Raw genomic sequence first — 20,543 nt, 5'->3', positions numbered from 1 at the left:
TTTCAGACGGCCCTGAGGTTTTACCACGATAAGAAAAAGGAAACATATGCGCCTACCTCTTTTCTCCCTATCCATGCTGATGATGCCGGCGTTTGCCCAAGCCGCCAACTTCAGCGGCGACTCGCTGAGTCTGCTTTGGGGTTTGCCCTTCGCAGCCATTCTGCTATCCATCGCCTTAGGTCCTTTACTGTTGCCGAAAATCTGGCATCATCATTTCGGTAAAATCACCGCTTTTTGGACGGTGCTCTTTTTAGTTCCGTTTGTACTCTATTTCGGCTTCACTGCCGGTATTCAAGTCGTAGTACACGCCATGGTGGAAGAGTACATTCCGTTTATCTTGTTGCTGTTTGCTTTGTACACCATTTCAGGCGGCATTTTAGTTTGGGGCAACTTGCACGGCTCGGCCAAACTCAATACCACCCTGCTTGCCATCGGTGCCGTGTTGGCTTCGGTTATGGGTACCACCGGTGCAGCCATGTTGCTCATTCGTCCGCTGTTAAAAGCCAATGACAACCGCAAGCATAAAGTGCACGTGGTCGTGTTCTTTATCTTCTTAGTGGCCAATATCGGCGGCGGTCTGACCCCATTGGGTGACCCGCCTTTATTCTTAGGTTTCTTGAAGGGCGTTGACTTTATGTGGACGGTGGTTCACATGTTGCCGCCAGTGCTCATCAGTGTGGTGATTCTCTTGACCGTGTTCTACTTCCTAGACCGCCACCTGTATTCAAAAGACGATGAAATCGTGCCGCACGACCCGTCTCCAGACAGCAGGCTGCAGATTTTCGGCAAAGTGAATTTTATTCTGCTGTTGGGCGTAGTTGGCGCAGTATTGATGTCGGGCATTTGGAAACCGGATCATCCCGGCTTTGAAATCTTTGGCAGCCATTACTTATTGCCAAATTTGGTGCGCGATATAATTTTGCTGTCTTTGGCAGTAGTTTCTCTGCTCATCACACCGAAGCAAGTGCGTGCCGGTAATGAATTCAACTGGGAACCGATTACCGAGGTGGGCAAACTGTTTGCCGGCATCTTCATTACCATCGCACCGGTATTAGCCATTTTAAAAGCCGGTGAAAACGGAGCCTTGCGCGGCGTGGTATCGATGGTCCACAACGCCGCCGGAGAACCGCTCAATACCATGTATTTCTGGATGACCGGCGTATTATCGGGCTTCTTGGATAACGCCCCGACCTACCTGGTATTCTTCAACATGGCAGGTGGCGATGCGCAATCTTTGATGGCAGGCCCCCTGTTCCATACCCTGCTGGCTATTTCGATGGGTTCGGTATTTATGGGTGCATTGACTTACATCGGTAACGCACCGAACTTCATGGTCAAAGCCATTGCCGAACAACGCGGCGTGAAAATGCCGAGCTTCTTCGGCTATATGGTGTGGTCGTTCGGTATCCTGTCGCCATTGTTTATCCTGCACACGCTGATTTTCTTCGTGTATGAGATTTTGTAAGGCTTAATAATCATCAAAGCCGTCTGAAAGTATTTTCTTTCAGACGGCTTGTTTTGTTAACCAGCCTTTACAGCGTATCGGTAATTTCTTTTAACATTTCAAACAGGTTAGCTTGTTTGGCTTCGCCGTAAATATATAGTTCAACGCCATAATATCATCAGCCTGAACACGTGCTTGCAGATTGAGCAGTTGCTCGCGCACGCTCTCTTTGCTGCCGACGATGTCTTCGACCGGCATTTGTTTCACAGCTAATTCTTGATCATAACTCCAAATGGTCGACATGTCTTCGACCGGCAGTTGCAGCGGCTTCATTTGTCCGCTGACCACACCGAGAAACTGTTATTGTTGCGAGGTATGCAGCAAATGTGCTCCGTCGCTGGCGCCGGCGGCGGCGATGTTGACTCAGATGATGACTTCGAGTTTGTCTAAATATTTCGATGGTTTAAAGCCGTTGGGGTATATTTTTACTGCCATTTCCATCATGCGCGGAGCAAAGTGGCTGGCGAACACATACGGCATACTAAATTTGGCAGTGAGATACGCGCTTTCGATGCTGGAACCGAGAATATAGAGCGGTAGGTTTTTATCCATCGCCAAATAGGCTTTAACGTGGCCCTGCTCGCCTGTGCTGCCGAAATGGCGTTGGATGGTTTGGATGTCGTGCGGGAAGTTTACCGACATGTTTTGCACATTGCGGCGCAAGGCCATGACGGTACGCGGGTTAGTGCCCGGGGGCGGCCACACCTAAGTCAATGCGGTCGCCGCACATGGTCGCCAAGGTGCCGTATTATTCGGCCGCGACCAACGGGCTGCAGTTGGGCAGCATGACGCCGCCGGTACTGACACGGATGGTTTGCGTGTTGGCTAAAATATGGCTGACCAGCAATTGCGTGGCCAAACTGAGCAGGTTGGATATATTATGGTGTCTGGCAACCCAATAACGTTCGTAACCGACACGCTCGCCAGTCTGCACCAGCGTCAGCATAGATCCGATGGCTTCTTTTTGGGTTTGGCCCTTGCGCAAGGGCACAAGGTTGAGCATGGATAGTTTGAGCATAATTGTTTCTGATTGCGTGTGGTTGTTTCGATATGTATAAACAAATAAGGCCGTCTGAAACCCATCATTTTTTTCAAGATGTTTTTTGTTAGTTTGTTTCAAATTGTCAACAAAAGCGCGCTGATTTTTTGCTACAATACCACCCAGTACGACGATATGCATATTAATAAGGATCAACATGAAGCTAGCTGTTGTCGATTACGGCATGGGTAATTTGCACTCAGTGCTGAAATCCGTGCAAGCCGCGCAAAAATTAGCCGGTTTGCAGGCTGATATTTTTCTGACCGACAAACCGGATGAAGTCTTGGCCGCCGACAAAATCATTTTCCCCGGCCAAGGTGCCATGCCCGACTGCATGAACGCATTGCAGCAAAGCGGCTTGGGCGAAACGGTTTCAGACGGCCTGGAGAATAAGCCGTTTTTTGGCATTTGCGTCGGCGCACAATTATTGTTCGACTACAGCGAAGAAGGCGACACCGCAGGTTTAGGCTGGTTTACCGGTGATGTAAAACGCTTTGCCGCCAACCGCCATGACGCTAACGGCGACAAATTAAAAGTGCCGCACATGGGCTGGAATGCCGTACATCAAACCCAAAGCCATCCTTTGTTTGCCGGCATCGCGCAAGATACGCGTTTTTACTTCGTACACAGCTATTACTTCGCACCACAAAACAACGATATCATATTGGGCACCAGCGAATATCCGCAGGAATTTGCCTGCATTATCGGCAAAGATAATGTGTTTGCCACCCAATTCCACACCGAAAAAAGCCACGACGGCGGCTTGTTGCTGTTACGCAATTTTTTAAACTGGAAGCCGTAAACGTTTGGCGTAAAACAAACCGTGTCGAATCCGGACAGATATGCTAAAATTTGCTAAATTATGTAAAATGATTTACATATCATGATTTTCTCTTTTCAGATGGCCTGGTGCTTGAAAGGCCGTCTGAAACCAACTTTGGAAACGCTATGTTATTAATTCCTGCAATTGATTTGAAAGACGGCCAATGCGTGCGCCTGAAACAAGGCTTGATGGATAAGGCTACCGTATTCTCCGACACACCGGCGCAAACTGCCGAACATTGGCTCAAACAAGGCGCGCGCCGACTGCATTTGGTGGATTTGAACGGGGCCTTTGCGGGCGAACCGAAAAACTTCCCGGCGATTAAAGAAATTTTGGCTGCTGTGGCGCAACACATTCCCGTGCAGCTCGGTGGCGGCATCCGTGATTCGGCCACCATCGAAAAATATCTGGATTTGGGCTTGACCGACATCATCATCGGTACCGCAGCCGTGAAAAATCCCGAGTTTGTGCGCGAAGCCTGCAAAGCATTCCCCGGCCGAATCATCGTCGGCCTCGATGCCAAGGAAGGCATGGTGGCAATCGACGGCTGGGCAACCGTGACCGAACATCACGTAATTGATTTGGCGAAACAATTTGAAGACGACGGTGTCAACAGTATTATCTACACCGACATCGGTCGCGACGGTATGATGAGCGGCGTGAACATCGATGCCACCGTCAAGCTGGCCGAATCCATTAAAATTCCGGTAATAGCATCCGGCGGTCTGACTGATTTGAACGACATACGCGCCTTGTGTGCGGTAGAAAGAAGCGGCGTAACCGGCGCGATTACCGGCCGTGCGATTTACGAAGGCAACATTGCTTTCACCGAAGCGCAACAGCTTGCCGATTCACTGGTTTAATTGATTTTTCACCAACACAAATCAGGGCTCGGCCGGTTCCGGCTGCTGCTCTGTAAAAATTTCATTGCTTTGCCGTGACATAAAGCCATACAGACAAAGCCGTTTTATTAATTCACTTAGAGGTTTAAACATGCTGGAAGCATTCGTATTAGCTTTTTGGTTGATTTGGTCTGCCAACCGCGACATTTATCCGCTGACTGAAAGTCTGTGGTTTACCATCCTTGCCGCCATCATACGGCAGCTGATCGCTTTTGCCATGCCGGAAATCGACGGCTATTGGGCGGCACTCAACGGTATTTTGTGGGTTTATGTCGCCGCCGTATTCATGATGGTCAACCGTTTCAGCAACGGCTTCATGACTACGCTGGTGATGGCTCCTATCGCAGGTATCGGCTATTTCCAGCTGCTGCAATATCTGCCCGATTGGGTCAACGGCTGGCTGAGTTAAACAAAGGCCGTCTGAAAATTAAAACGTTTTCAGACGGCCTCAAAGCTGTTGCGCACACCGCAACTGCTTTTAATTTATAGGAACCTTTTTAAATGGCATTGGCAAAACGCATTATCCCCTGTTTGGACGTTGACAACGGCCGCGTTGTCAAAGGCGTAAACTTTCTCGGCTTGCGTGACGCAGGCAACCCCGTTGACGTGGCCAAACGCTACAACGACGAAGGTGCCGACGAGCTGACCTTTCTCGACATCACCGCCTCTTCCGACAACCGCGACACCATTTTGCATGTGACTGAAGAAGTCGCCTCGCAAGTGTTTATTCCGCTCACCGTCGGCGGCGGCGTGCGTTCGGTGGCCGATGTGCGCCGCCTGCTCAATGCCGGTGCCGACAAAGCCAGCATCAATACCGCTGCCGTTACCAATCCTGATTTGGTCAACGAAGCCAGCGGCTTTTTCGGCTCACAAGCGATTGTGGTTGCTATCGACGCCAAAGCGGTCAACCCCGAAAACACACGTTGGGAAATTTTCACCCACGGCGGCCGAAAACCGACCGGCTTGGATGCAGTGGAATGGGCGGTTGAAATGCAGAAACGCGGTGCCGGCGAAATCCTGCTCACCAGCATGGATCGCGACGGCACCAAAATCGGCTTCAACCTGCCGCTCACCCGTGCCATTTCCGAAGTCGTGGATATTCCGGTAATTGCCTCCGGCGGCGTGGGCAATGTGCAACACTTAATCGACGGTGTGAAAGAAGGCAAAGCCGATGCCGTGTTAGCGGCGAGTATTTTCCACTTTGGCGAAGCCAGCATTCACGAAGCCAAGCTGGCGATGCGGGCGGCAGGAATTGAAGTGCGGCTGTAAGATTTCAGACGGCCTGTTGGTATTGGCAGACAAAGGCGGTCTGAACACGGTATGATGTTGGCTGTTCATACCGCCGCTCCTTACCCCAACTCAAAAAGCAAAAAGTTTCAGCCATTTACCCCATTCAGTTTGAAATTTAAAACACACACCACACCAAGCTTATGGAAATTGATTTCACCATCGGGCAATATCTGCTCATCGGCTTTTTAGGCATCGTTGCCGGCATCATCAACATGATGGCGGGTGGCGGCTCAAACCTGATTTTGCCGATGTTGATGATGTTCGGTGTGCCGGCCGATGTTGCCAACGGCACCAACCGCGTCAGCGTGTTGCTGCAATCCGTATCCGGCACCCACGGTTTTCACAAAGCAGGCAAGCTGCCCACCTACGATTTGCGCGGCATTATGGTACCGATGATGTTCGGCGGCATAGCCGGTGCCTTATTTGCTTCTTTTGCGCCCATGGATATTTTGAAACCTTTATTGCTGCTGACCATGCTCGGCGTCGCGGCAGTAGTGGCGTTCAAACCGAATCTATTGCTGCGCAAGCCCGGTACGCAGCCGATTCGGGTTGCCGACAAACCCAATTCGCGTTACGCTTTGTTTTTGGTCGGTATGTACGGCGGTTTTGTGCAAGCGGCGGCAGGCTTTTTGCTTCTGCCCGCGCTGGCCGGTTTGCTGAAATACGACTTGGTGCGCGCTAATGCGCTGAAAGTATGCTGTACCTTGGGCTTCACCGCCGTAGCGTTAGCAATTTTCGTCGCTCGCGGCCAAGTGATGTGGGATGTGGGTTTGGTGCTGGCTTTATCCAGCGCGCTGGGCGCGCGTTTGGGCGTGAAAACCGCCATCAAGCTGCAACCCGAAACCCTGCGCAAAATCCTGTTTGCCATGACTTTAGCCGCCGTGGTGTTGGCCTTTTTGAAATAATTTTTTCAGGCCGTCTGAAAACTTGCTACAGACTTTCAGACGGCCTGTCAGGACATTCCGGCATGAACACAAAAAAACTACTTTCCGCCGTCAAATTCGACGAAAAAGGCTTGGTGTGCGCCATCGCCCAAGATTGGCAAAGCAGCCGCGTGTTGATGGTGGCATGGATGAACGCCGAAGCCATAGCCAAAACCGCCGAAACCGGTTTTGCCCACTATTACAGCCGCAGCCGCCAAAAACAATGGATGAAAGGCGAAGAATCCGGCCACACGCAAAAAGTCCGCGAACTGCGCCTGGATTGCGACGGCGATGCAATTGTAATGTTGGTCGAACAACACGGCGGTATTGCCTGCCACACCGGCCGCGAAAGCTGTTTTTACCAAAAATGGGACGGCGGGCAATGGCAAACCGCCGATGCCGTGTTGAAAGACGAAAACGAAATTTACGGCCACAACCAGCAATAATGCCTGCGGCAGACGATTGACGAGTTTGCAGGCCGTCTGAGCATTTCAGACGGCCTACCCCATTCCCCCATCAGAACGGAATCCTTATGAACAGCAGCGTATTAAGCGAAATTCAAAACGTGATTGACTCGCGCAAGGGTCAAAATCCCGAAGAATCTTATGTCGCACAGCTTTTGCATAATGGCAAAGACAAAATCCTGAAAAAAGTCATCGAAGAAGCGGGCGAAGTGTTGATGGCGTCCAAAGACGGCGAAGCGGAACACTTGGTTTACGAAACCGCCGATTTGTGGTTTCACAGCATGGTTTTGCTGGCGCACCACGGTTTGCGTGTCGAAGATGTCGTAGCCGAACTTGCACGCCGTCAAGGTTTGTCAGGGTTAGTTGAAAAAGCCGCTCGCAAAGACAGCTGAAACTGTATTACAATCAGCCTTGTTCGATTTCATGCCGTCTGAAATTTCAGACAGCCGCATTGGAGTGATACCGTGAGCGACTGCATTTTCTGTAAAATCGTGGATAAACAAATCCCTTCCGCCAGCGTCTATGAAGATGCCGATATGTTGTGCTTCAAAGACATCAACCCATCTGCACCCGTGCATCTCTTGCTGATTCCGAAACTGCATTTCGACTCGCTGGCACACGCTGCAGCCGAACATGAAACACTGTTGGGCAAAATGATGCTGAAAGTGCCGAAAATCGCGCAAGAAGCGGGTTTGACCAACGGTTTCAAAACCCTAATCAACACGGGCAAAGGTGGCGGGCAGGAAGTATTCCACCTGCATATCCACATCATGGGCAGCCCTGCACAATCTCGACAATACTGAACTTAACCATCTGAAAAAATCAAAGGAATTCACCATGGGTAGTTTTTCTATCTGGCACTGGCTTATCGTATTGGTCATCGTCGTTTTGGTGTTCGGCACCAAAAAACTGCGCAACGTCGGCAAAGACTTGGGCGGTGCGGTACACGACTTTAAAAAAGGTTTGAACGAAGGTGACGAAAGAGCCGGCAAAGACGAAGTCATCGAGCACAAAAAAGAAGACAAAGCTTAATCCATGTTTGATTTCGGTTTAAGCGAACTCCTACTGCTCGGCATCATTGCGTTGATTGTGCTGGGACCCGAACGTCTGCCCAAAGCCGCGCGCACGGCCGGCCAATTGGTCGGCAAACTGCAGCACTTGGTCAGCAACGTCAAGCAGGAGCTCAGCGTGCAAATTGAGCTGGAAGAGTTGCGCAAAGCCAAGCAGGAATTTGAATCGGCAGCCGATCAGTTACACCATGAAATGAAGGAAGTCGGTAACGAAGCACAAAACAGTCTGAATACGGTTTCAGACAGTCTCAAGCCTTGGGAAAGACTGCCTGAGCAGCGTGTGCCTGACGATTTCAAAGTTGGTGAAAACGGTATTTTACTGTCCGAAATCAAAGACGACATTGCGAATCCAAACGCCGAGCCGGTTGAAATTCCGGATGAAAACGGCCAGCCAATCGCTCAACCTGCGCCCGACCTTACGGAAACAGCGCAAGACGATGATGCCGCCGATGCCGATAAATTATGGCACGATTACCTGACTTCGGCCACCACGCCGTATCAAGCGCCGGAAGTCAGCTATGTGGAAACTGCACCTACCTACTCCCTCGGCATGCATACCGCCACCCTGCGCAAACAGGCCATGCAGCGCAAACGCGATATGCGTCCGAAATTCCGAGCCAAACCGAAACTTCGTGTCCGTAAAACATAAAAGTGAGTAAACGGTGTCTGATACGCCCATCCAACCATCCGAACCTACGACCCAGCCGTTAATCGAGCACCTGCTTGAGCTGCGCCGCCGACTGATGTGGATCATCATCGGCCTATTGGTCTGCTTTTTGGCGCTGATGCCGTTTTCGCAAACCCTGTATTCATTTGTCGCACAGCCGCTGATGGCCAGCCTGCCCAAAGACACCAACATGATCGCGACCGATGTGATTGCACCGTTTTTCGTACCGGTGAAAGTGACGCTGATGGCGGCTTTTCTGCTTTCGCTGCCACACACGCTTTATCAGGTTTGGGCTTTTGTCGCGCCGGCGCTGTATCAAAATGAAAAGCGATTGATTACACCCTTGGTGTTGTCCAGTTTTATCCTGTTTTTCGTCGGCATGGCCTTTGCCTATTACTTGGTCTTTCCAGTGATTTTCCAATTTTTGGCCAGTGTTACCCCCGTCGGCGTGAATATGGCAACCGACATCGACAAATACCTGTCGTTTATCTTGGGAATGTTCGTCGCATTCGGCACCACGTTTGAAGTGCCGGTAGTCGTGGTTTTACTGACACGCATGGGCATCGTCAATACGGCGCAACTCAAACTCGCGCGCCCTTATGTGATTGTGGGCGCATTCGTGATTGCCGCCATCATCACGCCGCCTGATGTGCTTTCGCAGATTTTGCTGGCTGTGCCGCTGATTATTCTGTATGAAGCAGGCATTTTGTTCAGCCGCCTTACCAAACCGATTAAACGCGGCGGCTCAGGCGGTGAAGCACAATCCCCTGCCCAAATTGAGGCTGCTGGCGAAAATTAATTTATCGGCCGGGATTTTAGCATGGCGGATTAAGTCCGAATCAAGACAAGGCAGAGAGCCGCAGGCAGTACGACAAAGCGAGTCAACCGTTTTGATTTCAGATAATTCGCTATATTTAAAGATCGCAAAGGCCGTCTGAAGGCAAACCACAGACCTTTCAGACGGCCTTGTACAGTCTGACGGCAAGCTGATTTTAGATTACCCTATTGCTTTAAAGTGGTTGGAACATGGACAATTCATCCAAACATTGGTCTCATTATGCCGCGTCAGTCAGTTTGATTGTACTGATTATCATGTGCGTGTCATGGGAATTATGGATCGCACCGCTGCGGCCTGGCGGTTCGTGGCTGGCATTAAAAGCCCTGCCTCTGTGTCTGCCGCTGGCCGGTATTTTGAAAGGCAGGGTTTATACCTACCAATACGGCTGTATGCTGATTCTGATTTATTTTGCCGAAGCGTTCATGCGGATTTTCGATGCCGTTCCTGCCAGCCGCATGTGTGCGGCGTTAACAGCGGTATGCTGCGTAGTATTTTTTATTGCCTGTTTGTTTTTCATTAAAGATGCACAACGAAAGGCGGTGGCCTGATGTCCCAGCATTTTTCAGACGGCCTGCAAAACGAATGGAATGTCCGCCTGCTGCCGGTATGGCTGGCTTTTTTGTGGATAGGCATTGCGCCGTTTGTGTCGCTTTACCGTGTCGGGCCTTTATCTAGCTTTTATTTGGAAGCAGGGTCATTATTGGGCGCGGTAGTGTTCGTGTTGGCAACAGCTTGCTACGGTTTGCTCAATGTACGTTTGCCTGCCGCCGGTACTGCTTTTCTAGTGCTGGCCGCCTTTTGGTGGCTGCAAGCGCGTGTCTTGGACCTGACTTATCCGGGCATGAACGACATGGTGGCGTGGACGTTTGTCATTCTAGCCTTGGCGGCTTGGGCAGTACGCGGCTGGATAGCGGAATACGGTCAGGAACGCATTGTCACCGTGTTCGCATGGTCGCTGCTGTTCGGCACGCTGATTCAGGCAGTGATTGCCTTTATGCAGTTTAAAGGCTGGGCGGGCGAAGAAATCTTCAAAGGCATTTTGGCTTATGGTGGCCGCAATAATGTCAGCGGCCAACTCGGCCAGCGCAATCATCTCGGCCATTATTTGATGTGGGGTGTATTGTGCGCCGCTTATTTGTGGGCTGCACGCAAAATGCCCGATTGGCTGGGCGTGATTTTGGTAGTGTTCGTAACCGGCATACTCGGTTTGGTCAATTCGCGCACCATCCTCACTTACGTCATCGGTGTCAGTGTGCTGCTGCTGTTTTGGCGCGTGTTGGTCGGCCGCAAAGCCAACCGTTTGCTCGGCATTGTGGCATTTGCGATCACTTGCGTGGTGTTATTTCAATTTTCAATGGGCATGTTGCTTGAATGGTTCAGCAATGCAAATTATGAAACAGCTGTCGAACGCGCCAGCAACAGCAGTTTTGAAGGCTCATTGCGCCAAATAGAATGGCGCAAAGCATGGATTGCATTCCAATCCGCACCCCTACTCGGCCACGGTTGGAACAGCTACGCTTTACAAAGCTTTTTAATCAATGCCAACGAGCAATATTTTATAAACAACATTCTCAGCGTCCTATTCACCCATTCACACAATATCGTCATGCAGCTTTTGGCAGAAGTCGGCATCATCGGCACCTTGCTGGTTGCACTTTGTCTGCTGGCGGCCGTTTGGCGCATGCTAGTACGTCCTTATCATGCGGCTTCATTGCTGCTATTGGCTTTGATAACCGTATCGCTGTGTCACAGCATGTTGGAATACCCGCTTTGGTATATTTATTTCCTTGTACCGTTCGGTTTAATGGCATCACTGTCGCCTGCGCGTTATCACGATATTTCAGACGGCCCCGTTCAAGCCAAACGCCGTAATTTCTCAGGCGGTTTGGCGGCCATTTTGCTGATTGGCGGCATCTTGAATTTAGGCTGGGCATACACCGACTTAATCAATTACAGCCGCCAGCCGAAAACCGAAACTGCCGCCGAGTCCGGCCGTAAAGCCGCCGGACTCGAACGCATAGCCGGGCAGCAGCCCATGCTGCGCTACTATGCCGAACTGAGCCTGACGCGCCGAGCCGATCCGACCGATCCGGTTATCCGGCCTTGGGCAGAAAAAGCCGCACTGAATGCACTGACTTACCGCCCTTATGCCAACGCACATCAAGTCGGCCTGTACCGTTACCGCCAAGGCAACACGCAGGCCGGCGAACAATGGATGCAGGCCGTGTATCACTACTATCCGTATATGATGTCGTTTTACGAGGGCAAAATCCGTGCACACAAAGTATTCCAACCGCTGCTGCCTACGCTCTTGTCTGTCTGCAAAACCTTCCAGGCCGACCCGAAACACAGCACTGTCAAACCTTGCGGCCAGGCGAATTAGTCTCTGTCCGCACCTTTCAGACAGCCAGAAACCTTTGTAAAACCTCAGATTCGAGTGCAGTTCGAAGCGTCAGCATCACATAATGCGAAGATATATCCATAGCCAGGCAAGCGTTCAGGAAGCGCAGCGCGAAAAAATAAGCCAAAGACGGGGATTTTACAAAGGTTTCGACCCATTGATCCACCAAGGCCGTCTGAAATGTAAAAGCCTTTACATTCATTGCAAAAAAGCGCAAAAGCATAGAAAAAGAAGCTATCAACAATAATGCAATGCGTGTTAAGATAAGCGCTATTCTTGATTCACTGCTTTTGTTGACAACCAAACAAAGGCAGCGCATACAACCACCGAAAAGGAATTCTCATGAGCCGCGTACTACTGGTAGATGACGACGCTTTATTGACCGAACTGTTAACCGAATACCTGACTGCCGAAGGCCTGAACGTACAAAGCGTTTCGGATGGAGAAGCCGGCGTGCAGGAAATCTTATCGGGTCAATACGACGTGGTCGTATTGGATTCCATGATGCCGAAAATGAACGGCTTGGACGTTTTGAAAAACGTCCGCACCCAAAGCACCGTGCCGGTTATCATGCTGACCGCCAAAGGCGACGACATCGACCGCATTATCGGCTTGGAAATGGGCGCCGACGACTATGTACCGAAACCCTGCACCCCGCGTGAATTGCTGGCCCGTATCAACGCCATCCTGCGCCGCGCACAAAACAATGCCGAACAGAGCAACACCCCGAACAGCATTGCCGTGAGCGATGTCGTTCTATATCCGGCCAAACGTCAAGCCGCCATCAAAGACACACCTTTAGAATTGACCAGCACCGAATTCAACCTGTTGGAAGTCTTGATGCGCCATGCCGGCCAAGTAGTCAGCAAAGAAACCTTGTCTGTAGAAGCATTAGACCGCAAACTGGCCAAATTCGACCGCAGCATTGACGTACACATTTCGAGCATCCGCCACAAATTGGGTGATGCATCACTGATTCAAACCGTGCGCGGCTTAGGCTATTTGTTTGTTAAAAACTAAGATCCAGCCTCATGAAACTGTTTCAACGCATATTCGCCACATTTTGCGCAGTAATTATCTGTGCAATCTTTGTGGCGAGTTTTTCATTTTGGCTGATGCAAAACACTTTGGCCGAAAACCAGTTTAATCAACGCCGTACCATCGAAACGACATTGATGAACAGCATCGTCTCCGCATTCCGTTCACGCGGCGATGCCGGTGCACGCGAAATTTTGATAGAATGGCAAGACAGTCCTGTTTCCAACAGCGTATTTGTCATTCTCGGCGACAACAAACGCGATATCCTCTACCGCGACATCGACAGCAAAATGGTCGAACGCGCCCGCGCCTTTGCCATCAATAACCCGCAATCCGATTTGGCACACATCGAATACGACCGCTTCGGCGAAGAGTATCTCTTTTTTGTACGCGGCTGGGACAACCAACAGGCCCAGCGTCTACCAAGTCCTTTGTTTATTCCCGGTTTGTCGCTGCCGCCGATTTGGCACGAATTCATTATCCTGTCCTTCATCATTCTTGCCGGCTTACTGACCGCCTATATATTGGCATCCAACATCACCCAGCCCATCCGTATTTTGGGCAACGGCATGAACCGAATCGCCAATGGTGACTTGGAAACCCGTATTTCGCAACAAGTTGACAACCGTGACGACGAATTGTCCCATCTGGCGCAGCAATTCGACAAAATGGCGGAAAAACTACAAAAACTGGTTGCCAAAGAACGCCACTTGCTGCATCACGTTTCGCACGAAATGCGTTCTCCGCTTGCCCGCATGCAGGCTATTGTCGGCCTGATTCAAGCGCAGCCGCAAAAGCAAGAGCAATACCTGAAACGTTTGGAAGGCGAGCTGACCCGCATAGATACCTTGGTCGGCGAGCTACTTACCCTGTCGCGTCTGGAAACTTCCAACATGCCGCTGGAGAAAGAAAACCTGAAGCTGATTCCGTTTTTGAGCAATTTGGTGGAAGACAGCCAAAGTGTGGCACAACAAAACCATCAGTCCGTTACTTTACAGATTCAGGACAAAATCCCTGAAACTGCCACCATTTCAGCCAATGAAAGTTATTTATACCGTGCTTTTGACAACGTGATTCGTAACGCCATGAATTACAGTCCGAAAGGCAGCGACATCAAAATCAATATCGGCCAAGACAGCAAAAACTGGATTATCAACGTCACCGACAACGGCCCCGGCGTAAATGAAATACAATTGCCGCATATCTTCACCGCATTTTACCGTGCCGACTCCAGCGCCCACAAACCGGGTACCGGCCTAGGTTTGGCTTTGGCCAAACATATCGTCGGGCAGCACAACGGCAAAATCATCGCTGAAAACATCAAACCCAACGGTTTGAACATGCGTTTCATTTTTCCGAAAACCAAACCTTCCAACGAAAAAGACAAAAACGCCGCACCGGGATAAACCGGCAAAGGCCGTCTGAAAATACACTTGCCTTTCAGACGGCAGGAGATGTTGAAAAAGTCGAACTGTTGACACTTTTTATACAGAACAGCTTTTGTTTTTTTGCTGAAACGATTGTTTTAGGATTTTTGGATATTCTCAAAACCATGCTGCTTTGCCGTTCCTTCCGGCATTTTTGGCAACACTCGGCAATCCCGAAACCGATCTTCAAACAAAAAAAAACAAAAAGTATATAACCGCTGGAATTTTCTACGCATTAGACTTTTGCAAAACCTCAGATTTGAACCCCATTTAAAACAGGCGCATCGCAGAACATGCAGCTATATCATATAGATAGGCAAGCGTTCGAGAAGCGCGGCGCGAAGAAATGCACCCCAAATGGGAATTCTGCAAAGGTCTCAGCCTTTTCGTCTTGAGTTATAATGATGGCAAACGAAAGAGCGATTATGAATACACAGCCCATGCCCGGCTATTTTTTCATGCCGCAGCACATTATCTTAGTTGGTGCCAGCGAGCGTCCGCACAGTTTGGGAGAACGCATCCTGACCACGCTCATCAGTTCTCCGTTCCAAGGCAAAATCACACCAGTCAATTTACGCCACAAAACCGTGGCCGGCTTGGCGGCCTACACGAATCTGAGTAAAATCGAAGGGCAAGCCGATTTGGTGATTGCCGTTACCCCTCCCGACAGCTACGAATCACTGTTTAAAGCCTGCCGAAAAAAACAACTTCACCACCTGATTTTGATTCAAGATTGGGAAAGTCTGAGTGAAGAAGACTGGCAAACCACCCGGCAAGCCATTCAAAAGCATCACGACCCAAAGCTAAACATCAGTGTATGCAGCCCTGCCGGTATCCAATTGCCAGCTCAAGGCTTGAACATCAGCCTACTGTCTGATTTTCCGGCCGGCCATGTCGCCCTGTTAACCGGACAAGCAGCCGTCAGCAGCGAAATTAATGCCATGCTGCGCCACATGCGGCAAGGCGTTTCACGCCACATCAGCCTGAATTACAACCTCAGCCCCACTTCTGCCTCCGACTGGATTAACCGCTTCGGCCACAACCGGCACACGCGTATCGCCGTAGTGCATCACAATCCGGCCGAAAACCAGCGCAAACTCTTTAGCGCCATCCGCCATTTTGCCCGCCACACACCGATTATCGTGTATTGCACCCATGCGGTGGATGATACCGAACGTGCCATTCTGGAAAGTCTGAGCCACCATTGCAACTTCTTATTAACACTCAATCACAACGAATTGGCCGCCGCGCTGCATGCCTGTTTGTCCGAAATCAAGCCGAACAACCAACTCACCGCGCTAGGCAACACCCCTGTCGGCTGGTTGCAACCTGCCGCCGCCAAACTGGGTATTCAACTGACCCTGCCGTCTGAAAAACCAAGCCTGCAAGAAGGTTATCTCGGCAGCATGCCCACTGCCGCACATTACCGCAGCACAGCCGCGCAACAATTGCAGCAAAACTACACCCAAGCCTTACTTGCCGTGATCACACCGAGTGCCGAACACAATGAAACCGCCATCGGCAAAATGCTGAATCATCTGGCACGACAAACCGACAAACCTTTGCTTATCAGCAGCAGCATTTCAGACGGCCTGCTGCATTTCCCCAATCCAGAGCAAGCCTTGCAAACCCTATATTTACGAAATATAGCCGCCCGATTGCAGCAAGTTCAAAATGAAATCGCACCGGCAAAATCAGGCCGTCTGAAAAACATAGATAGCGCAGCCGTTGCTGAAGCCGCCGAACAAAGCGATGCAAAACGCCTGGCGGCCGCACTGCATCTGCCTGACTATCAAAACGGCAATACTTACCCTTTGACAAAATTAGCATTCAGACAGCATCCCCAATACGGCGTCATCATCAGTGTCACCGACTTAAACCGCACCATTGTCGTGCTGCCGCCATTTACTACACTCGATACCGCAAGGCTGCTGCGTTTTGCCGATTTGAACCGCTATCAGGATGCCATCGAGCAATTCATCCACAGCATGAACGCCTTGGCGCAAAACCCTGACATCTTCAACGGTGAAATCATTCTGAACATCAGCAGTAACCAAATCAGCAGCAATTTCAAACTGCCTGCCAAACCATTGTCCGCTTCCCATAAAAACAGCAAGCCGCCTGAAAAAAAAGCAGAAAAACCAAGCCATTCGCAAACCGGCAGTTTCAACCTCAGAATGCAGGCCGCCGCCGAACTCCTGCGCCACAGCAACGCACGCGCCAGTGAATTTATCCGTACCACCAGCGAAGCCGCCGCCGAATTTTGGCACCAAAAAAACAATACCGGCAAACCGAAACCAGCAGAAAACGTACTCGCCCCCTACCCGACCGATTATCCCGGCGAAATCCGCCTGAAAAACGGGCAGACCGTGTTTATCCGTCCGTTCGAACCCGAAGATGCCGAAGCCAAACAACAATTTGTCCGCCGACTCTCGCCGCAATCGCGTTACACCCGCTTCATGACACAAACCAACCAACTGCCGCAACCTACGCTTGCCCGCTTCAGCAAACTAGACTACCACAGCGAAGGTGCATGGATTGCCGAAAATTCAGACGGCCTGATTGTCGCCGTCAGCCGTTTCAGCCGCCTTAACCGTGACGAATGCGAATTCGGCATCACCCTTTCCGAAGACACCCGCGGCAGTGGTTTGTCCGGCGAAATGATGCAGCTGATTATCCAATTAGCAACACAACAAGGTTACCAAAGCATGAGCGCAGAAATCCTAAAAGAAAACACCGCCATGCTGAAATTAGCCGAAAAATCAGGCTTCAGCCTGATTGAATCGGAGCAGGATAAAAATCTCTATCAAGCCAAACTGAACCTTTTGCCGACAGCAGAAAAAGAGAACTAGAAGTTTAGGCAATAAATACTTGCCTAAACATCACAAATTAACCTAAAATAAACAGTTTCTATATTTCATTTCCTCCGAATTTATCAAAAGGATTCAAAAATGGTAGTTATCCGTTTGGCTCGCAGTGGCTCTAAACACCGCCCTTTCTTCAACATCGTGGTTGCCGATTCACGTAACCGCCGTGACGGCCGTTTCATCGAACGCGTTGGCTTCTACAACCCTGTTGCCAACGAAAAACAAGAACGCGTACGTTTGGAAGCTGACCGCCTGAACCACTGGATCGGACAAGGCGCGCAATTGAGCGACGCCGTTGCCAAACTGGTTAAGGAACAAAAAGCTGCTGCCTAACCAGCCGCATATTGCCATGACAGACACGCAACAATGGGTAGCCATGGGCTACATTAAAGGGGTATTCGGCATCAAAGGCTGGCTGAAAATCGCCGCCAACACCGAACACACCGACTCCTTGCTGGACTACCCACAATGGCAGTTACGCAAAGACAGCGAAGCCTTTACCGTCATTATCGAAGCCGGCAAAGCCGTTGGCGGTGAATTACAGGTCAAATTCGAAGGTATTGACGACCGTGACCAAGCGTTTTCGCTGCGCGGCTATACCATCGAAATCCCCCGCTCCGAATTTGTTCCTGCCGAAGAAGACGAATTCTACTGGGTGGATTTGATCGGCATGACGGTCATCAACCAAGAAGGTTTGACTTTAGGTACCGTCCAAAACCTGATGGAAACCGGTGCCAACGATATTTTGGTCATTCACGGCGAATACGGCCAAAAACTGATTCCATTTGTTTCCCAATACATCGGAAACGTGGATAGCGAACAGCAAACCATTAGCGTTGACTGGGGATTGGATTACTGATGCTGATTCAAAGCATCACCCTGTTTCCGGAAATGTTTGAGAGCATCACCGAATGCGGCGTGACCGGTCGGGCAAGAAAACAAAACCTCTGGCAGTTTCAAGCCATTAATCCACGTCAGTTTGCCGACAACAAACTCGGCTACATTGATGGTCGTCCTTTCGGCGGCGGTCCGGGTATGATTTTGCAGGCACCTCCGTTGCAGGCCGCGATTGATGAAGCGAAAAAAAACAGTCAAGGCCGTAACAAAGTGATTTACCTCAGCCCGCAAGGCGCATTGTTCAACCATCAAAAAGCGATTGAATTGTCGCAATCGGATAACCTGATTTTATTGTGCGGCCGCTATGAAGGCATTGACGAGCGTCTGCTGCAATACAGCGTCGATGAAGAAATCAGCATGGGCGACTTTGTCGTTTCCGGAGGGGAATTACCGGCGATGATTCTGATGGATGCCGTATTAAGATTTATCCCCGGTGTATTGGGCGATATTCAGTCTGCCGAGCAGGATTCGTTTTCAGACGGCTTGTTAGACTGCCCGCACTACACCAAGCCTTTAGAATTTCAAGGCATGGGCGTGCCGGATGTTTTACGTTCGGGTAACCATGCATTGATTGCCGAGTGGCGGTTGAAACAATCGCTACAACGCACTTTAGCGCGCAGACCTGATCTTCTGGAAAAGCGCAGTTTAATCCCAAAGGAAACCCGCCTCTTACAAGAAATCTTGGCAGAGCAACGGAAAATCCAATCATAACCTAGGAAAAACAATGAACCTGATTCAACAGTTAGAGCAAGAAGAAATTGCTCGTTTGAACAAAGAAATCCCTGAGTTCGCACCGGGTGACACCGTAGTCGTGTCCGTACGTGTGGTAGAGGGTACCCGTAGCCGTCTGCAAGCTTACGAAGGCGTAGTCATTGCACGTCGTAACCGCGGCTTGAACAGCAACTTCATCGTCCGCAAAATTTCTAGCGGCGAAGGCGTTGAGCGTACTTTCCAACTGTACTCTCCAAACGTTGAAAAAATCGAAGTAAAACGTCGTGGTGACGTTCGTCGTGCAAAACTGTACTACTTACGTGGCCTGACCGGTAAAGCAGCCCGTATTAAAGAAAAATTACCTGCTCGTAAAGGTTGATTTACACTATTCCGGCCCGCTTTTGATAAGCGGGTTTTTTATGTCCGTATCAATCATTTTTCCACACCACATCAAATATACCAGATTTAAGTTGAAATCAAAATCCCATAACTCCCCTCCGACATACCCCGCCGGATTTAAGACAAATAGACGGCACATTCCCTTGAGCCCAGCCAAAGCGCCATGAATGGGCGGAAACGATGTGGAGACATTCATAAAGTTACCGAAGCATACAAAAGCACCGCCCAACCTTGTCTGTTTGGAAAAAACGGCAAGCATTAACCGGAAGGCCCGCCGCCGCACCACTGAACAGACCGTCACCATCATGGACAATGCCCGCTTTCCCTGCATGGGCAGCTTGCAAGAACCGGCCCAATCGTTCGGACACATCATTCTTCCCCTGCCGCCTTATTCTCCTGATTTAAATCCGATTGAAAAGACATGGGGAAATATCAAAAAACACTTGCGTAAAGCCTTACCGGTTTATGAGATATTTTGGGCGGCTTTGTTGTCTTTATAGTAAAAGAAATTAAAAAACAGTACAAATCCGCATAAAGTAAAAGAAAAGGGTATCGATGCAGTCAAGCCGCCAATCCTGACGTATTTTCTTAATCCGAGCCCAATATTTTTCAACAGGGTTAAAGTCAGGACGATAAGGCGGTAACCAAAAAATCGTATGACCGGCACCTTCAATTAGATCTTGAATATCAGCTCTTTCGGTACTGTTCAAAAATCTGTGTCAATCCCCTAAACCCCCTATGGTAAGGTTTATATTTACTGTCATCTGACATCCAATGAGTGAAAGATACGCCAATGGCGGCAACGCCCGTTGGATGCGCTATATCCCTTCATCCGGCCCGATGCCGCCCGCTGTAAAAGGCCGCTACGCCGGCACAGCCGCTTACACCGTACCCGGTCTAAATTCGGACCGCTGTAAAGAACTGCCCGGTCTTTACCTGTCCGAAAGCGAAGGCGCGCGTTATTGGTTGGAAGTATTGACCGGCCTGAACAACCGCGGCATCAAAGACATGCTAATAGCCTGCGCAGACGGTTTGGCCGGTTTTGACGAAGCCGTTCGCAGTATCTTTCCGCAAACCGGAGTACAATTGTGCATCACCCGCCAAATCCGCAACAGTTTGCGCTGTGTCGCCAGCAAAGGCCAAAAGGCTGAAACCCATATACCGCGAAGCGGCGGAAGCGGCTTTGGACGGACCGGAAGAGGAATGGAGCGGAAATACCCGAAAGTGATACAGTCATGGCGCAGCAAACGGCCGCTCCTGTCTGCCTGTTTCCGCTGCCCCGG

27 protein-coding genes and 1 pseudogene are annotated in these 20,543 nt (G+C 50.2%); 23 read left to right on the top strand and 5 right to left on the bottom strand.

The genetic code is table 11. The features are described from left to right. Positions 1-46: 46 nt before the first annotated feature. Entirely contained in the window at positions 47-1,465 is a 1,419-nt protein-coding gene (locus C7N83_RS03365; RefSeq protein ID WP_106740636.1) for a sodium:proton antiporter, read from the top strand. A 90-nt stretch (positions 1,466-1,555) separates the two neighbouring features. Here C7N83_RS03365 and C7N83_RS15685 read toward each other — a convergent pair whose 3' ends face one another. From C7N83_RS15685 to C7N83_RS15675, 3 genes are all read right to left on the bottom strand, one after another. Next, complete coding sequence (locus tag C7N83_RS15685; protein WP_170064785.1) at positions 1,556-1,777, bottom strand: hypothetical protein; 222 nt, start codon at positions 1,775-1,777, stop codon at positions 1,556-1,558. Positions 1,778-1,867: 90 nt separating this feature from the next. Next, a complete protein-coding gene (locus C7N83_RS15680; protein WP_245911112.1) occupies positions 1,868-2,209 on the bottom strand; it encodes an LLM class oxidoreductase in 342 nt (113 codons plus the stop codon). A 43-nt stretch (positions 2,210-2,252) separates the two neighbouring features. Then, entirely contained in the window at positions 2,253-2,522 is a 270-nt protein-coding gene (locus C7N83_RS15675; protein ID WP_245911111.1) for an LLM class flavin-dependent oxidoreductase, read from the bottom strand. A 178-nt stretch (positions 2,523-2,700) separates the two neighbouring features. Between C7N83_RS15675 and hisH the strand changes: the two genes are divergently transcribed. The 20 genes from hisH to rplS all read left to right on the top strand — a co-directional run bounded on the left by hisH (position 2,701) and on the right by rplS (position 19,240). Beyond that, the gene (hisH, locus tag C7N83_RS03355) at positions 2,701-3,345 is read left to right on the top strand and encodes an imidazole glycerol phosphate synthase subunit HisH (RefSeq protein ID WP_106740634.1); all 645 of its coding nucleotides are present in this window, start codon (positions 2,701-2,703) and stop codon (positions 3,343-3,345) included. A gap of 146 nt (positions 3,346-3,491) precedes the next feature. Further along, positions 3,492-4,229 carry a 1-(5-phosphoribosyl)-5-[(5-phosphoribosylamino)methylideneamino]imidazole-4-carboxamide isomerase gene (hisA, locus tag C7N83_RS03350; protein WP_106740633.1) on the top strand — a complete coding sequence of 246 codons (738 nt, stop codon included), beginning with the start codon at positions 3,492-3,494 and terminating at the stop codon, positions 4,227-4,229. Between the two features lie 130 nt (positions 4,230-4,359). Continuing rightward, positions 4,360-4,677 carry a multidrug transporter MatE gene (locus C7N83_RS03345; RefSeq protein ID WP_106740631.1) on the top strand — a complete coding sequence of 106 codons (318 nt, stop codon included), beginning with the start codon at positions 4,360-4,362 and terminating at the stop codon, positions 4,675-4,677. Between the two features lie 92 nt (positions 4,678-4,769). Continuing rightward, entirely contained in the window at positions 4,770-5,537 is a 768-nt protein-coding gene (gene hisF / locus C7N83_RS03340; protein ID WP_106740629.1) for an imidazole glycerol phosphate synthase subunit HisF, read from the top strand. Positions 5,538-5,698: 161 nt separating this feature from the next. After that, the gene (locus C7N83_RS03335; protein ID WP_106740628.1) at positions 5,699-6,463 is read left to right on the top strand and encodes a sulfite exporter TauE/SafE family protein; all 765 of its coding nucleotides are present in this window, start codon (positions 5,699-5,701) and stop codon (positions 6,461-6,463) included. Between the two features lie 62 nt (positions 6,464-6,525). Continuing rightward, on the top strand, positions 6,526-6,927 hold the full coding sequence (gene hisI / locus C7N83_RS03330; RefSeq protein ID WP_106740626.1) for a phosphoribosyl-AMP cyclohydrolase: 402 nt from the start codon (positions 6,526-6,528) through the stop codon (positions 6,925-6,927). A gap of 86 nt (positions 6,928-7,013) precedes the next feature. After that, a complete protein-coding gene (locus C7N83_RS03325) occupies positions 7,014-7,337 on the top strand; it encodes a phosphoribosyl-ATP diphosphatase (RefSeq protein ID WP_106740624.1) in 324 nt (107 codons plus the stop codon). Between the two features lie 72 nt (positions 7,338-7,409). Continuing rightward, positions 7,410-7,748, top strand: coding sequence for a histidine triad nucleotide-binding protein (locus tag C7N83_RS03320; RefSeq protein WP_106740622.1), 339 nt, complete (start codon positions 7,410-7,412; stop codon positions 7,746-7,748). Between the two features lie 34 nt (positions 7,749-7,782). After that, positions 7,783-7,977: a Sec-independent protein translocase subunit TatA gene (gene tatA / locus C7N83_RS03315; RefSeq protein ID WP_106740621.1), complete on the top strand. Its 195-nt coding sequence runs from the start codon at positions 7,783-7,785 to the stop codon at positions 7,975-7,977. Between the two features lie 3 nt (positions 7,978-7,980). Next, the gene (gene tatB, locus C7N83_RS03310; protein ID WP_106740619.1) at positions 7,981-8,664 is read left to right on the top strand and encodes a Sec-independent protein translocase protein TatB; all 684 of its coding nucleotides are present in this window, start codon (positions 7,981-7,983) and stop codon (positions 8,662-8,664) included. A gap of 13 nt (positions 8,665-8,677) precedes the next feature. Then, the gene (gene tatC / locus C7N83_RS03305; protein ID WP_106740617.1) at positions 8,678-9,481 is read left to right on the top strand and encodes a twin-arginine translocase subunit TatC; all 804 of its coding nucleotides are present in this window, start codon (positions 8,678-8,680) and stop codon (positions 9,479-9,481) included. Between the two features lie 227 nt (positions 9,482-9,708). Next, complete coding sequence (locus tag C7N83_RS03300; protein ID WP_106740615.1) at positions 9,709-10,068, top strand: DUF2069 domain-containing protein; 360 nt, start codon at positions 9,709-9,711, stop codon at positions 10,066-10,068. Next, positions 10,068-11,903, top strand: a complete 1,836-nt coding sequence (locus C7N83_RS03295; protein WP_106740614.1) for a PglL family O-oligosaccharyltransferase — start codon at positions 10,068-10,070, stop codon at positions 11,901-11,903. Before C7N83_RS03300 ends, C7N83_RS03295 begins: the two co-directional genes overlap by 1 nt. 360 nt (positions 11,904-12,263) lie before the next feature. Then, positions 12,264-12,941, top strand: a complete 678-nt coding sequence (locus C7N83_RS03285; protein WP_106740611.1) for a response regulator transcription factor — start codon at positions 12,264-12,266, stop codon at positions 12,939-12,941. A gap of 11 nt (positions 12,942-12,952) precedes the next feature. After that, positions 12,953-14,365: a HAMP domain-containing sensor histidine kinase gene (locus C7N83_RS03280; RefSeq protein WP_106740609.1), complete on the top strand. Its 1,413-nt coding sequence runs from the start codon at positions 12,953-12,955 to the stop codon at positions 14,363-14,365. A 446-nt stretch (positions 14,366-14,811) separates the two neighbouring features. Then, positions 14,812-17,238 (top strand): bifunctional acetate--CoA ligase family protein/GNAT family N-acetyltransferase, encoded by a 2,427-nt coding sequence (locus C7N83_RS03275; protein WP_106740608.1) that lies wholly within the window; start codon positions 14,812-14,814, stop codon positions 17,236-17,238. A 99-nt stretch (positions 17,239-17,337) separates the two neighbouring features. Then, on the top strand, positions 17,338-17,586 hold the full coding sequence (gene rpsP, locus C7N83_RS03270) for a 30S ribosomal protein S16 (RefSeq protein ID WP_106740606.1): 249 nt from the start codon (positions 17,338-17,340) through the stop codon (positions 17,584-17,586). 16 nt (positions 17,587-17,602) lie between these two features. Beyond that, on the top strand, positions 17,603-18,112 hold the full coding sequence (rimM, locus tag C7N83_RS03265) for a ribosome maturation factor RimM (RefSeq protein ID WP_106740605.1): 510 nt from the start codon (positions 17,603-17,605) through the stop codon (positions 18,110-18,112). Further along, on the top strand, positions 18,112-18,861 hold the full coding sequence (trmD, locus tag C7N83_RS03260; protein ID WP_106740603.1) for a tRNA (guanosine(37)-N1)-methyltransferase TrmD: 750 nt from the start codon (positions 18,112-18,114) through the stop codon (positions 18,859-18,861). Before rimM ends, trmD begins: the two co-directional genes overlap by 1 nt. 13 nt (positions 18,862-18,874) lie before the next feature. Next, the gene (rplS, locus tag C7N83_RS03255) at positions 18,875-19,240 is read left to right on the top strand and encodes a 50S ribosomal protein L19 (protein WP_095503711.1); all 366 of its coding nucleotides are present in this window, start codon (positions 18,875-18,877) and stop codon (positions 19,238-19,240) included. A 6-nt stretch (positions 19,241-19,246) separates the two neighbouring features. Here the strand turns inward: rplS and C7N83_RS15145 are convergent, their stop codons facing one another. Beyond that, positions 19,247-19,567, bottom strand: a complete 321-nt coding sequence (locus tag C7N83_RS15145) for a hypothetical protein (RefSeq protein WP_211296566.1) — start codon at positions 19,565-19,567, stop codon at positions 19,247-19,249. Between C7N83_RS15145 and C7N83_RS14530 the strand changes: the two are divergent. Beyond that, positions 19,548-19,760: pseudogene (locus C7N83_RS14530) on the top strand (transposase); the annotation flags it as partial. The gene C7N83_RS15145 and the pseudogene C7N83_RS14530 sit on opposite strands and share 20 nt — an antisense overlap. 9 nt (positions 19,761-19,769) lie before the next feature. On the opposite strand, the gene C7N83_RS16900 reads toward C7N83_RS14530, so the two are convergent. Next, complete coding sequence (locus C7N83_RS16900; RefSeq protein WP_146135082.1) at positions 19,770-19,970, bottom strand: transposase; 201 nt, start codon at positions 19,968-19,970, stop codon at positions 19,770-19,772. 64 nt (positions 19,971-20,034) lie between these two features. Between C7N83_RS16900 and C7N83_RS03240 the strand changes: the two genes are divergently transcribed. Further along, a partial coding sequence (locus tag C7N83_RS03240) for a transposase (protein ID WP_211296565.1) occupies positions 20,035-20,543 on the top strand: 509 nt, incomplete at its 3' end.

The sequence above is a fragment of the Neisseria iguanae genome, assembly GCF_003013245.1.
In the GTDB taxonomy this organism is placed as follows: domain Bacteria; phylum Pseudomonadota; class Gammaproteobacteria; order Burkholderiales; family Neisseriaceae; genus Neisseria; species Neisseria iguanae.
Note: the sequence above shows the minus strand (reverse complement) of the source record. Positions and strands in the feature narration are given on the sequence as shown.